The sequence below is a fragment of the Arthrobacter sp. FW306-2-2C-D06B genome (genome assembly GCF_021789175.1).
Lineage (GTDB): Bacteria > Actinomycetota > Actinomycetes > Actinomycetales > Micrococcaceae > Arthrobacter.
This window is the reverse complement of record NZ_CP084560.1, coordinates 3,290,853-3,304,282: the sequence shown is the minus strand read 5'-3', so window position 1 is coordinate 3,304,282 and position 13,430 is coordinate 3,290,853. Positions and strand designations below refer to the sequence as shown.

9 protein-coding genes are annotated in these 13,430 nt (G+C 62.6%); 8 read left to right on the top strand and 1 reads right to left on the bottom strand.

From position 1 onward, the window contains the following. The first annotated feature begins 152 nt into the window (after positions 1 to 152). On the top strand, positions 153 to 1,694 hold the full coding sequence (locus LFT47_RS15370; RefSeq protein WP_236812071.1) for an ABC transporter permease: 1,542 nt from the start codon (positions 153 to 155) through the stop codon (positions 1,692 to 1,694). Continuing rightward, a complete protein-coding gene (locus LFT47_RS15365) occupies positions 1,691 to 2,785 on the top strand; it encodes an ABC transporter permease (RefSeq protein ID WP_236812070.1) in 1,095 nt (364 codons plus the stop codon). The genes LFT47_RS15370 and LFT47_RS15365 overlap by 4 nt, the downstream gene beginning before the upstream one ends. Positions 2,786 to 2,809: 24 nt before the next feature. Here the strand turns inward: LFT47_RS15365 and LFT47_RS15360 are convergent, their stop codons facing one another. Next, positions 2,810 to 3,436 (bottom strand): PH domain-containing protein, encoded by a 627-nt coding sequence (locus LFT47_RS15360; RefSeq protein ID WP_236812069.1) that lies wholly within the window; start codon positions 3,434 to 3,436, stop codon positions 2,810 to 2,812. Between the two features lie 79 nt (positions 3,437 to 3,515). Here LFT47_RS15360 and LFT47_RS15355 point away from each other — a divergent pair, with 79 nt between their 5' ends. From LFT47_RS15355 to typA, 6 genes are all read left to right on the top strand, one after another. Further along, the gene (locus LFT47_RS15355) at positions 3,516 to 5,363 is read left to right on the top strand and encodes an ABC transporter ATP-binding protein (protein WP_236812068.1); all 1,848 of its coding nucleotides are present in this window, start codon (positions 3,516 to 3,518) and stop codon (positions 5,361 to 5,363) included. Between the two features lie 426 nt (positions 5,364 to 5,789). Continuing rightward, on the top strand, positions 5,790 to 7,472 hold the full coding sequence (locus tag LFT47_RS15350) for a peptide ABC transporter substrate-binding protein (protein WP_236812067.1): 1,683 nt from the start codon (positions 5,790 to 5,792) through the stop codon (positions 7,470 to 7,472). Between the two features lie 133 nt (positions 7,473 to 7,605). After that, positions 7,606 to 8,535, top strand: a complete 930-nt coding sequence (locus LFT47_RS15345; protein WP_059387472.1) for an ABC transporter permease — start codon at positions 7,606 to 7,608, stop codon at positions 8,533 to 8,535. Beyond that, a complete protein-coding gene (locus LFT47_RS15340; RefSeq protein WP_236812066.1) occupies positions 8,525 to 9,475 on the top strand; it encodes an ABC transporter permease in 951 nt (316 codons plus the stop codon). Before LFT47_RS15345 ends, LFT47_RS15340 begins: the two co-directional genes overlap by 11 nt. A gap of 11 nt (positions 9,476 to 9,486) precedes the next feature. After that, a complete protein-coding gene (locus tag LFT47_RS15335; protein WP_236812064.1) occupies positions 9,487 to 11,199 on the top strand; it encodes an ABC transporter ATP-binding protein in 1,713 nt (570 codons plus the stop codon). 296 nt (positions 11,200 to 11,495) lie between these two features. Further along, complete coding sequence (typA, locus tag LFT47_RS15330) at positions 11,496 to 13,424, top strand: translational GTPase TypA (RefSeq protein ID WP_236812061.1); 1,929 nt, start codon at positions 11,496 to 11,498, stop codon at positions 13,422 to 13,424. The last annotated feature ends 6 nt before the right edge of the window (positions 13,425 to 13,430 follow it).

The window sequence follows — 13,430 nt, the reverse complement described above, 5'->3', positions numbered from 1 at the left end:
CGAGGCGCCGGGACCGACGTATCATGGTCCCGGCGCCTTCGGGTTGGCGAACCGGCACATTGTCTGCTTCCCCAACAACCTCAAGCAGGGAAGGGGCACGATTCTGCGATAGGCGCCGGAGACCCCGGGCCTGGATTTCGAGGTTCTTCACCATGGTGACCTATATCGTCCGGCGGCTCGTAACCGCCGCGTTCATTCTCCTTGGAGCATCCTTCCTGGTGTATCTCTTGACGGCGTTGTCCGGAGACCCCTTGGAAGAGCTCCGCACCAGCAGCGCGCCGAACCGGCAAGCACTGATGGATGCGCGAATCAATCTGCTTGATCTCGACACCCCGGCGCCGCTGCGCTATTTCAAGTGGTTGGGAGGCGCCGCCCAGTGTCTGGTTCCCTTCGGCAACGCCTGCAACCTCGGCAAGAACATCGCCGGACAGCCAATCACGGAGGCGCTCGGCTTCGCGCTGGTCCAAACCCTGACGCTCGTTACCGGTGCGACAATTCTTGCGATTCTCATCGGTATTTCGCTCGGCATCGTTACGGCACTCCGCCAGTACAGCGCATTGGACTATGGCGTAACGTTCATGGCGTTCCTGTTCTTCTCCTTGCCGATCTTCTGGGTAGCCGTTCTCCTGAAGGAATTCGGTGCTATCGGCTTTAATGATTTCCTGCGAAATCCGGAAATACCGCCGGTCGTGGCTCTTGGAATCGGGGCCGTCCTGGGCATCATCGGGGCCGTCGTCGTCGGCGGTGCGGTGAAGCGTCGACTGATCGTCGGAGGCTCGGTCTTTGTGGCCGTATCGCTTATCCTCTTCTACTTCTCGCTGACTCAGTGGTTCCGCAATCCGGGCCTTGGGCCTGTCATCATCGCCATCATGGGGGTGGGAATCGCCTTCGGAATCACGATATTGGTTTCGGGACTCAAGAACCGCAAGGCCCTGCAATCGAGCCTGATCGTGGTGGGCATCGGCGTGATTGCCTACTTCGCTGTGCAACCGCTGCTCAATGACGCGACCGGGCTCATGATCTTCCTCCTGGCAATCGCCACCATCTTGGTTGGCGTCGCGGTGGGGTACTTCATGGGCGGTTACGACCGCGGCCAGTCCATGCGCGCGGCAGGACTGACCGCCTTCCTGGTCGGGTTCCTGGTGGTCGTGGACAAATTCATGCAGGCTTGGCCGTCCTACTTCAACAACAGCCGGGTGCGCGGTCGTCCGATCGCCACGATCGGGGCCGGAACCCCGAACATCCAGGGCGATTTCTGGATCATGTCGACAGATACTTTGACCCACCTCATCTTGCCGACGATTGCCCTCATCCTTGTGTCGCTGGCCAGCTACACCCGGTTCACACGCTCGTCGATGCTCGAAATCATGAACATGGACTACATCCGGACTGCGCGGGCAAAGGGCCTCAGCGAACGTTCCGTGATCATGGGCCACGCCTTCCGGAACGCCCTGATCCCGATTGCAACGATCGTCGCCTTTGACATCGGTGCGTTGATCGGTGGTGCCGTCATCACGGAAACGGTCTTCTCCGTTCGGGGCATGGGTTTCCTGTTCATCGACGGATTGCTGCACACTGACCCGAACCCGGTCATGGGCGTGTTCCTTTGTGTTGCAATCACCGCCATGGTCTTCAACCTGATAGCGGACCTCGCGTACTCCGCGCTCGACCCACGCGTAAGGATCAAAGCATGAGCCAGCCAACCCAAGAGGAAGAACTCCTCGCGCAACAGGCGCTTGCCGAAGCTGCAGCCACCCATGCAAGCAGCGAAGTTACCAGTGGCCTGAGCCAGGGCCAGATTGTCCGCAAGAGGTTTTTCGGCCATACCGGCGCCCTGATCGGGCTCGCGGTTTTCGCAGTGATCTTCCTGCTTGCTTTCACCTCGGTGGGCGCATTCGGGATTCCCGGGTGGTGGAAGTACAACCATGTGGACGTTTCGCCCTTGGTCAACGACGGCGTTCCCACCTCCTCGTTTTGGCCGCTCGCTTGGGGAGAACACCCCTTTGGCCAGGACCGCATTGGACGCGATCTCTTTGCCATGACCATGCGCGGTGCGCAACAGTCCATTACGGTCATGGTCCTGATCGGCGGCATCGCGGGCGCGGTCGGCGCAATCGTCGGGGGACTCGCCGGCTATTTCCGCGGCTGGGTGGAAGCCATCCTCATGCGCCTGACCGATGTCATCATCATCATTCCGTTGCTGCTCCTCGCGGCCGTTGTTGGCCAGATAGCCAACCGCAGGGATGAGGGAAGCTGGCTGACCGGATTTGCCGCCAACAACGGCGTCGTCGTCCTTGGCATCTTTCTCGGCTTTGTGAGCTGGGTGGGCCTCGCCCGCCTGGTCCGCGGTGAGTTCCTGACCTTGCGCGAGCGGGAGTTCGTAGACGCAGCCAGGATCTCCGGAGCGTCCAACGCAAGGATCATTTTCAAGCACATCCTCCCCAACGCCGTCGGTGTGCTGATCGTCAACGTGACGCTGACCATGTCGGCGGCGATCCTGCTCGAGACGGCCCTCAGCTACTTGGGTCTCGGCGTGAAGGCTCCCGACACCTCGCTCGGCCTGCTGGTTGCCCAGAACCAAGAAGCGTTCGCCACGAGGCCGTGGCTGTTCTGGTTCCCCGGCCTGTTCATCATCCTCATCTGCTTGAGCATCAACTTCATCGGAGACGGCCTGCGGGACGCCTTCGATCCGCGGCAGAAGAAGTTCAAAGCCAAGACCGCGGTCGAAACCACGCGCCACTCGAGCACGACGGCGCCGGTTGCCGACGCCTCGAAAGGCAGCTGAGTGCTACCCGTCCAGGGAAACTTCCTAAAGGAAGACCGCCCAGTAACTGGCCGCGGCCAGGACTACGGTGGCTGCTATCCGGAACCATCCGATGGCAACGGTCACCGAAGCGTCTTCAGCCCGGCCGGGTTCCACGCGTCCAGCCTCTACGAGGTCCTGCCAACGCGTGCGCACGAGGATCGCCGCGGCGCCGGAATCGGTGTTTTTGAGATCTCCGGGGCGAACCGAGCTGCTGGGGCCGTAGGTGGTGCCCGGGAGTCCTTTGAGGTGCTCTGGGCGGGCATTGCGCCCACCCCAGATTCCCGGCGCGGGAGCAGCCCAGGCCGGATACTTCTTACGGGGTGTCACCAGCGTGAGGGCGTAGCGGGTATCAACCTGCACCAGGGCATCCCACGGAACATCGATGGTCCGGAAGGGATTCTCCAGCGCGACGCCGGAATCGCGGACCACCACAACCGGGCGCCAGAAAAGCAACCAGCCAAGAAACGCTACGAAGAGCAGGGGAGTGGCTCCGGGAAGGGCTCGCGGTCCGGCTGCCACGAGCGTAACGACTACTCCGAAAACGGCAACTGCCCAGCAGATCCAAGCAAACATCTTGCTGGTGCGTGCCTTGAAGATTTCGACATTTCCGGCATACGGCGCTCTGCTCATGCCCCTAATAATTCAGGATTCCGGGCTACTTCACTAATCACCCCTTGGAGGGTGGCCCGGTCGGAAGGGAAGACCCAACATGACTGACAACGCCAGCCCCGAACCGGAGGCCACCCACCTCGAGACCGAGTCGGATAAGAGCGCGCGCGGGGCCATGGTCCTGGAAGTACGCGATCTCAGCGTCGACTTCGGTGTGGACAAGAAATGGGTCCCTGCCGCCATTGGACTGAACTACGAGGTCAGGGCAGGCGAGGTCCTCGCGATCGTCGGTGAGTCCGGTTCCGGCAAGAGCGCAAGCTCCATGGCACTGCTCGGCTTGCTGCCCAGCAACAGCCGTGTCCGGGGGAGCGTCAAGCTCTCGGGCAAGGAGCTGCTGGGTGAGAAGTCAGGCAACATCCGGGAAGTCCGGGGCAAGGATGTCGCGGTCATCTTCCAGGAGCCGATGACCGCGCTCAACCCTGTGTACACCGTGGGTACACAGATAGTGGAGACGATCAGGCTGCACAACTCGATCTCCCCCGATGAAGCCAGGCAGCGGGCCTTGCGCATGCTCGAGCTGGTGGAGCTGCCGGACCCGGAGAAGGCCTTCAAGTCGTATCCGCACCAGCTCTCCGGCGGCCAGCGGCAGCGAGCCATGATCGCGCAGTCATTGTCCTGCGATCCCAAACTCCTGATCGCAGACGAACCCACTACTGCCTTGGATGTGACTGTCCAGGCTGAAATCCTGGATCTGATGCGGAACCTGCGCAACAAGCTGGACAGCGCTATCGTCCTGATCACGCACGACATGGGCGTTGTGGCCGACCTCGCCGATCGAATTGCCGTGATGCGCCAAGGCGTCATCGTGGAGAGCGGCACTGCCCAGCAGATCTTCAGTAACCCGCAGCATGAATACACGCAGGCTCTTCTCGCTGCTGTTCCCCACTTGGGACAGGGTGCTGACAGCGCCGACGTCGACGTCACCGCGGCATTGGCCGCCGCTACCCACTCTGAGCTGGAATCGGTCGATCACGATGAGCTGGTCCGCCGGGAACTCGAGAACCAGGCTGCCTTGAAGGCAGCGGCGGAAGAAGCAGCCAAGCCCAAGGGCGAGCCCGTGCTTGAACTGATCGACGTGGCAATCGAGTACCCCAAACAGGGCCGGGTTCCCGCGTTCCGAGCCGTCGAGGGGGCCAACCTCGTGATCTACCCCGGCCAGGTGGTAGGCCTTGTCGGCGAGTCGGGGTCGGGCAAAACGACCATTGGACGCGCCGCCGTCGGGCTCTTGCCTGTAGCCGCGGGCAGCATGCGTGTGGTGGGGCAGGACATTTCCGCCGCGAAGCGGAACGGAAAGCAATTGCACGAAGTGCGGCGGGACATCGGCATGGTGTTCCAGGATCCTTCGTCGTCGTTGAACCCGCGGCTGCCCATCGGCGAAAGCATCGGCGAACCGATGTACCTCGCCGGAGTCGCCAAGGGGGTCGATCTGCAGAAACGGATTGAGACCCTCCTGGACCAGGTGGAACTGCCGCGCGGATACCGCAACCGGTATCCGCATGAATTGTCAGGGGGCCAGAAGCAGCGCGTCGGCATCGCGCGGGCGCTGTCCCTGCAGCCCAAGCTCATGGTTGCGGACGAGCCGACGTCGGCGCTCGACGTTTCGGTGCAGGCAAAAGTCCTGGAACTCTTCCAGAACCTGCAGAGGGAGCTGGGATTCGCGTGCTTGTTCGTCACGCACGACCTTGCCGTGGTTGATGTGCTCGCAGACAGGATCTGCGTGATGCAGCGGGGCCGGATCGTGGAGCAGGGGACCCGGGAGCAGATCCTTCGCAATCCGCAGGAGTCCTACACACAGAGGCTGCTGGCAGCGGTGCCGCTCCCGGACCCTGAGAAGCAGCGTGAGCGTCGGGAACTGCGCGCCCAGCTCATGGCCGCCGGCATCGAGTAGCAGCCCGGACCAGTTCGCGGCGGCTGCCGCAACCGCAAAAGAGTCCCTCTGGCCGTTGGCCGGCGGGGCTCTTTTTCGTGGTTGTCTTCGTGGTTGTTTGAGGCGCCGGTTGTGTCGGTGGTACCCCTTTGGGGTGCCGGAAATAGCCCTAGATTCCGGGGAAAATCAGGGGTCAGGCATGTCGAGTCTAGCAAGGAAACTACCATTGCGTGAAATGACTGCTTCATTTACTTGAAATGACTGCTTCATTACTGAAACTGTCAAGTGCACACTTCGCTGTTCATGCCAATGGGATTCCATATTTCGGACAAGGTGTGGTTAGGATTACACATCCATGTAGGCCGCGTCACAGGATAATTCTGTGTCCGGCCCTGGGGGCAGCTATGAGTTGCCCCGACCCATCCCCCTGAATCCATAGGAGGCGGAATGCGTTTTTCGCGCACTTCCAAAGCTCTTGGCTTGCTGGCAGTCGCCGCACTTGCCCTCACCGGATGCGGCAGCTCTGGCTCCGGAAGCAGTGGCCCGACCGCTGCCGGCGATCCGAACAAAATCATCACCGCATACAGCAATGAACCCCAGCACCCCCTGATCCCTTCAAACACCAACGAGGTGTACGGCGGCCGCGTTGTCGACCTCCTGTTCGAAGGTCTGACCAGCTACGACGCCAATGGCAAGTCCGTGAATGCACTCGCGGAATCCATCGACACGAGCGACGGCCAGAACTACACCATCAAGGTCAAGAAGGGCGCCAAGTTCACCAACGGCGAGGCAGTCACCGCCAAGAGCTTCGTTGATACTTGGAACTTCGCCGCACTGAGCACGAACGCCCAGTCCAGCAGCAGCTTCTTCGAATCCATCGAAGGCTACGACGCAGTCAGCGCCGTCACGAAGACCAAGGGCGCGGACGGAAAGTCAACGTCGACTCCCGCACCGACCGCCCAGACCATGTCCGGCCTGGTGCTGAAGGACGACTCGACCATCACGGTCAAGCTGGCCCAGCCGGAAGCAGACTGGCCGCAGCGCCTCGGCTACTCCGCCTTCATGCCGCTTCCGGCCGACGCCCTCAAGGACCCGAAGGCCTTCGGCGAAAACCCGATCGGCAACGGCCCGTACAAGATGGCCGCCAAGGGTGCCTGGCAGCACGACAGCCAGATCGCCCTCGTCAAGAACCCGGACTACCAGGGCACGCGCATGGCCAAGAACGGCGGCGTGACCTTCAAGTTCTACACCGACCCGGCTCCGGCTTACACGGACGTCCAGGCCAACAACCTTGACGTTACCGACGTCCTGCCGACGAACGCGTTGAAGACCTACACCACGGACTTCCCGGACCACAGCCTCAACAAGGCTTACGCCGGCAACGCAACCCTGAACATCCCGAACTACCTGCCCGAGTTCCAGGGACCCGCCGGCCAGCTGCGCCGCCAGGCCATCTCCATGGCGATCAACCGCGATGAGATCACCAAGGTTGTCTTCAACGGCACCCGCATTCCTGCGAAGGACTTCACGTCCCCGTCCATCGATGGCTACAACGCCAACGTGACCGGCTCCGACGTTCTGAAGTTCGACGCCGCGAAGGCCAAGGACCTTTGGACCAAGGCAAACGCCATGAGCCCGTGGCCCGCCGACAAGGTTCTTCAGCTCGCGTACAACACCGATGGTGGCAACAAGGAATGGATTGACGCCGTTGCCAACAACCTGAAGAACAACCTCGGCATCAAGGCAGAAGGCCAGCCGTTCGCCAAGTTCGCCGAGATCCTGAACCTCCGCACGGCCAAGACCCTCCCGGGCTTCACCCGCGCCGGTTGGCAGGCAGACTACCCGTCGCTGTTCAACTTCCTCGGCCCGCTGCTGAAGACCGGAGCCAGCGCCAACTACGAGGGTTACAGCAACCCTGAGTTCGACAAGCTGCTGACCGAGGGCTTGGCTTCCAAGTCCACGGGCGACGCCAACAAGAAGTTCACCCAGGCGCAGGAAATCCTCTTCAAGGACCTTCCGAACCTGCCCCTGTGGTACCAGGCACGCCAGGCCGTATGGAGCCAGAACGTTAGCAACGTTGACTCCGGCTGGAACGGCGTCCTGCTGTACTACAACATCACCGCAAAGTAGTCCTACTGGACTTGTTCCAAGCTCGTTAGCGTATGGGGGTCCGGCCACAAACCGGGCCCCCATGCCTTGATTCGGCACGAAAGCTGTCCCTAATGAATCCCCACATTTCCAAGAGCGCTAAGGAACCGTTGCTGTGACCCAGTACATCCTCCGGCGTTTGCTGCAGGTCATTCCCGTGTTCCTGGGAACCACTCTGCTCGTGTACTTCATGGTCTTTGCCCTCCCGGGCGACCCCATCCGCGCCCTGTTCGGCGACCGACCACCCAGCGAGTCCGTCATCGCCGCGTTGCGCCAGCAATACAACCTCGACCAGCCGTTCTGGGTCCAGTACGGCCTGTTCCTCAAGAACCTCTTCACGTTCAACCTCGGGGTGGACTTCACCGGCCAGCCAATCGCCGCCACCCTTGGCCGCGTTTTCCCGGTCACCGCCATGCTCGCCGTCGAGGCCTTGGCCATCCAAGCCGTCTTCGGTGTGGCCTTCGGCCTGATTGCCGGCCTGCGCAAGGGGAAGATCTTCGACTCCACCGTGCTGGTCGCCTCCCTCGTGGTCATTGCCGTCCCGACGTTCGTCCTGGGCTTCGTGCTCCAGCTCGTCGTTGGCGTACAGCTCGGCTGGGCGAAGCCGACCGTCGGATCCAATGCGGATTGGGGCACCCTGATCCTTCCGGCCACGGTCCTCGGCCTCGTGTCCTTTGCCTACGTGCTGCGCCTGACCCGCGCCTCTGTCATTGAAAACATGAACGCCGACTACGTCCGCACCGCAACCGCCAAAGGCCTCTCCCGCCCCCGCGTGGTCCTGGCCCACATCCTGCGAAACTCCATGATTCCCGTGGTCACCTACCTGGGCGCGAACCTGGGTGGCTTGATGGGCGGCGCAATCGTCACCGAAGGCATTTTCAACGTGCCCGGCGTCGGCCAGAAGCTCTATCAAGCAGTGATCCGCAGCGAAGGCCCCACCGTCGTCGCCATTGTGAGCGTGCTGGTACTGGTCTTCGTTGCCGCCAACCTGTTGGTGGATCTCCTTTACGCCTGGCTTGACCCGAGGATCCGTTATGAAAAGTAACCGTCAGATCGAGCACTTCGTTGCCCCCATCGACGAGACACCGCTGCTGGCGACCGATACCCTCAAGGTCGACGCAGCACCCCTGAGCCTGTGGGCGGATGCCTGGCGGAAGCTCCGCCGTCGGCCGCTCTTCATCATCTCGGCGCTCATGATTCTGCTGCTCCTCGTCGTCGCGTTCTTCCCGGGCCTGTTCACGCAGACGGCCCCGAACGACAACTGCCAGCTGGGGGACTCCCTCGCGGGCCCTTCGGCCGGCCACCCCCTGGGATTCACTTTCCAGGGCTGTGACATCTACTCCCGCGTCATCCACGGCACGCAGGCATCCTTGACTGTCGGCGTCGTCTCCGTCATCTTCGTCCTGATCATCGGGGTCACCCTCGGTGCGCTGGCAGGCTTCTTCGGCGGCTGGGTTGACACCATCATTGCCCGCATCGGCGACATCTTCTTCGCGTTGCCCTTGGTCCTCGGTGCGCTGGTTGTTACCCAGCTCCCGTTCTTCCGCGAGAACAAGAGCGTCTTCACGGTGGTCATGGTCATCGTAATGCTCGGCTGGCCGCAAATGGCCCGTATCACCCGCGGTGCCGTGATCGAGGTCCGCAACGCGGATTTCGTCACCGCCGCACGCTCGCTCGGTGTCTCCAAGATCGGCACGCTGGTCCGGCACGTCGTTCCGAACGCGCTCGCGCCGATCATCGTCCTGGCCACCATGGAGCTTGGCGTCTTCATCGTGACGGAAGCAACGCTGTCCTTCCTTGGCATCGGGCTGCCCGGCAGCATCATGTCCTGGGGTAACGACATTTCCGCGGCGAAAGACACGTTGCGCACCAACCCCGAGGTGCTGATGTTCCCCGCAACAGCACTGTCCATCACGGTCCTGAGCTTCATCATGCTTGGTGACGCGCTGCGTGACGCCCTTGATCCCAAGAGCCGCAAGCGATGAAGGAGGCAATCATGACAACGTCCAACATCACCATCGACGAAGCCGGATCCGAAGAGCGTCCGCTCCTGGAAATCCGCGACCTCGCCATCTCCTTCCAGACGGCGAGCGGCGAATTCCAGGCCGTCAAGAACGCGCACCTGACCATCATGCCCGGCGAGACTGTCGCCATTGTTGGTGAGTCCGGTTCGGGCAAGTCGACGACGGCGCTTGCCGCCATTGGTCTCCTCCCGGAGAACGGCAGGGTCTCCGGCGGCCAGATCCTGCTCGACGGCGAGGACATCTCGCATGCTCCGGAACGGCGCATGATCGAGCTGCGCGGCAACACGATCGGCATGGTTCCGCAGGATCCGATGTCCAACCTCAACCCGGTCTGGAAGATCGGCTACCAGGTCCGCGAGACACTGCGCGCCAACGGCAAGCCCAGCGGTCCTGCCGACGTCGCCCGCGTCCTCGGGGAAGCCGGCCTGCCGGACTCCGCACGCCGCGCCAAGCAGTACCCGCACGAGTTCTCCGGCGGCATGCGCCAGCGGGCCCTGATCGCCATCGGCCTGTCTTGCCAGCCGCGGCTCCTGATCGCCGACGAGCCGACGTCGGCCCTGGACGTCACGGTGCAGCGGCAGATCCTGGACCACCTCGAAACCATGACGGCGGAGCTCGGCACAGCGGTACTGCTCATCACCCACGATCTTGGCCTGGCTGCCGAGCGTGCGGACAAAGTGGTGGTCATGTACCGCGGCAACGTGGTGGAGGCCGGCCCTTCGCTCGAATTGCTGCGCAACCCTCAACACCCGTACACCCAGCGGTTGGTCGCCTCGGCGCCATCCCTCGCTTCCCGGAGGATCCAGGCCGCCAAGGCCGAAGGAATCCAGACGGAAGAACTCCTGGCGCCCACCGAAGCCGGGGTCGAAAAGGCATCGGCAGACGACGTTCTGAAGGTCGAGAGCCTCAGCAAGGTCTTCAAGCTGCGCTCCGGAATCGGCAAGGCAACGGACTTCAAAGCGGTGGACAACGTCTCGTTCAACGTCAAACGCGGGACGACGACGGCCATCGTGGGGGAGTCGGGTTCCGGCAAGTCCACAGTGGCCCAGATGGTCCTCAACCTGCTCGCGCCGACGTCCGGGAGGATCGTGTTCGACGGCGTCGACACCTCCACCCTGAACAGCCGGGAGATCTTCAAGTTCCGGCGCCGCGTCCAGCCGATTTTCCAGGACCCGTACGGTTCGCTCGACCCGATGTACAACATCTTCAGGACCATCGAGGAACCGCTCCGGACCCACAAGATCGGTGACAAGGCCAGCCGCGAGAAGAAGGTCCGGGAACTCCTGGACCAGGTGGCGCTGCCGCAGTCCACCATGCAGCGGTACCCGAACGAGCTCTCCGGCGGGCAGAGGCAGCGCGTCGCGATCGCGCGGGCCCTGGCCCTCGACCCCGAAGTGATCATCTGCGACGAGGCGGTTTCCGCCCTGGACGTTTTGGTGCAGGCCCAGGTGCTGAATCTCCTGGCCGACCTCCAGTCCAATCTTGGACTGACGTACTTGTTCATCACGCACGACCTCGCCGTCGTGCGGCAGATCGCCGACCATGTCTGCGTGATGCAGAAGGGCAAGCTCGTGGAAACGGGCAGCACTGACGACGTGTTCGATTCGCCGCAGCAGGACTACACCAAGGCCCTGCTTCACGCGATCCCGGGTGCCAGCCTGATGCTGCCGCCTGTGGTGGCCTGACGGGCTTGACGCCCGTCTGCTGAGCGCCAGTTTGGCGGGTAGAAGAGCCGGTACCACTTCCGTGGGGGGAAGTGGTCCCGGCTCTTTTGCTGTTTCCGGCGCGTCTCGGAGCTCACTGCCCATTGTGATGAAGAGCACAATTCGGCGGCCTGGAGGGTGATTTTTAGGCCAATAAATACCACAGCGCTTAGACTCTAGGAAGGTGCCCTGTGTCAAAGGGGCTAATCCGTCGTGCGTTCCGGTTGGAAATGTCGCGATACAACAGCTGACTTCACCACTGAATCGAGCCATTACGCATGTCTGAAACCACCACCAACACCGCCGCGGCCACTGCATCGCGCAGTGATCTGCGCAACGTCGCGATTGTGGCCCACGTTGACCACGGCAAGACCACCCTGGTCGACGCCATGCTCAAGCAGACCAACTCCTTCGCCGAGCACAACCACCTGGAAGACCGCGTCATGGACTCCGGTGACCTGGAGCGCGAAAAAGGCATCACCATCCTCGCCAAGAACACCACGGTTGCCTACAACGGCCCGTCGTCCAATGGCGAGACCATCACCATCAACGTGATCGACACCCCCGGCCACGCCGACTTCGGTGGCGAGGTGGAGCGCGGCTTGTCCATGGTTGACGGCGTGGTCCTCCTGGTTGACGCTTCCGAAGGTCCGCTGCCGCAGACCCGCTTTGTGCTCCGCAAGGCCCTTGCCGCCCACCTGCCCGTCATCCTGCTGGTCAACAAGACCGACCGCCCCGACGCCCGCATCGAAGAGGTTGTCCACGAGTCCATGGACCTGCTCCTCGGCCTGGCCTCCGACCTCGCGGACGAAGTTCCGGACCTGGACCTCGACAAGATCCTCGAAGTACCCGTGGTCTACGCCGCAGCCAAGGTCGGCCGCGCCTCCCTTGAGCAGCCGGCTGACGGCTCGGCCCCTGACAACGAAGATCTCGAACCACTCTTCAAGGCGATCATCGAGCACATTCCGGCCCCGACCTACAACCCGAACGGTGTCCTGCAGGCGCACGTCACCAACCTGGATGCTTCCCCGTTCCTCGGCCGCCTCGCCCTCCTGCGCATCTACAACGGCACCCTCCGCAAGGGCCAGACCGTCGCTTGGGCGCGCGCCAACGGCGAACTGAAGAACGTCAAGATCACCGAGCTCCTTGCCACCAAGGCCCTCGACCGCGTTCCGACCGACTCGGCCGGCCCGGGCGAGATCGTGGCTGTTGCCGGCATCGAGGAAATCACCATTGGTGAGACCCTGACCGACGCCGAGAACCCGCAGCCGCTGCCCCTCATCACGGTGGATGACCCCGCGATCTCCATGACCATCGGTATCAACACCTCCCCGCTGGCCGGCAAGGTCAAGGGCGCCAAGGTCACGGCCCGCCAGGTGAAGGATCGCCTGGACAAGGAACTGATCGGTAACGTCTCCATCAAGGTTCTGCCCACCGAGCGTCCGGATGCTTGGGAAGTCCAAGGCCGTGGCGAGCTTGCGCTGGCTATCCTCGTGGAGCAGATGCGACGCGAAGGCTTCGAGCTGACTGTCGGCAAGCCGCAGGTTGTCACCCGCACCATCGACGGCAAGATCCACGAGCCGATGGAACACATGACCATCGACGTGCCCGAAGAGTACCTCGGTGCGGTCACCCAGCTCATGGCCGCCCGCAAGGGCCGCATGACCAACATGGCCAACCACGGTACGGGCTGGTGCCGCATGGAATTCATCGTTCCGGCACGTGGCCTCATCGGCTTCCGCACCAAGTTCCTGACGGACACCCGTGGCGCCGGCATCGCTTCCTCGATCTCCGAAGGCTACGAGCCGTGGGCCGGCCCCATCGAATACCGCACCAACGGTTCGATGGTTGCCGACCGCGCCGGCGTCGTCACCCCCTTCGCCATGATCAACCTGCAGGAACGTGGCTCCTTCTTCGTGAAGCCCACGTCCGAGGTCTACGAAGGCATGATCGTCGGCGAGAACTCGCGCGCTGACGACATGGACGTCAACATCACGAAGGAGAAGAAGCTCACCAACATGCGTGCCGCTTCCTCCGATACCTTCGAGAACCTGACGCCGCCGCGCGACCTCACCCTCGAAGAGTCCCTCGAATTCGCCCGCGAAGACGAGTGCGTTGAGGTGACCCCGGAGTCCATCCGCATCCGCAAGGTGATCCTGGACGCCAACGAGCGCGCCAAGGCCACCCGCGCCCGCGCCAAGGTCTGATCCTGC

Excerpts from the sequence above, each read along its gene's own strand:
- LFT47_RS15355 (WP_236812068.1), top strand. The coding sequence starts at position 3,516 with ATGACTGACAACGCCAGCCCCGAACCGGAGGCCACCCACCTCGAGACC.
- LFT47_RS15335 (WP_236812064.1), top strand. The coding sequence starts at position 9,487 with ATGACAACGTCCAACATCACCATCGACGAAGCCGGATCCGAAGAGCGT.
- LFT47_RS15360 (WP_236812069.1), bottom strand. The coding sequence starts at position 3,436 with ATGAGCAGAGCGCCGTATGCCGGAAATGTCGAAATCTTCAAGGCACGC.
- LFT47_RS15365 (WP_236812070.1), top strand. The coding sequence starts at position 1,691 with ATGAGCCAGCCAACCCAAGAGGAAGAACTCCTCGCGCAACAGGCGCTT.
- typA (WP_236812061.1), top strand. The coding sequence starts at position 11,496 with ATGTCTGAAACCACCACCAACACCGCCGCGGCCACTGCATCGCGCAGT.
- LFT47_RS15340 (WP_236812066.1), top strand. The coding sequence starts at position 8,525 with ATGAAAAGTAACCGTCAGATCGAGCACTTCGTTGCCCCCATCGACGAG.
- LFT47_RS15350 (WP_236812067.1), top strand. The coding sequence starts at position 5,790 with ATGCGTTTTTCGCGCACTTCCAAAGCTCTTGGCTTGCTGGCAGTCGCC.
- LFT47_RS15370 (WP_236812071.1), top strand. The coding sequence starts at position 153 with ATGGTGACCTATATCGTCCGGCGGCTCGTAACCGCCGCGTTCATTCTC.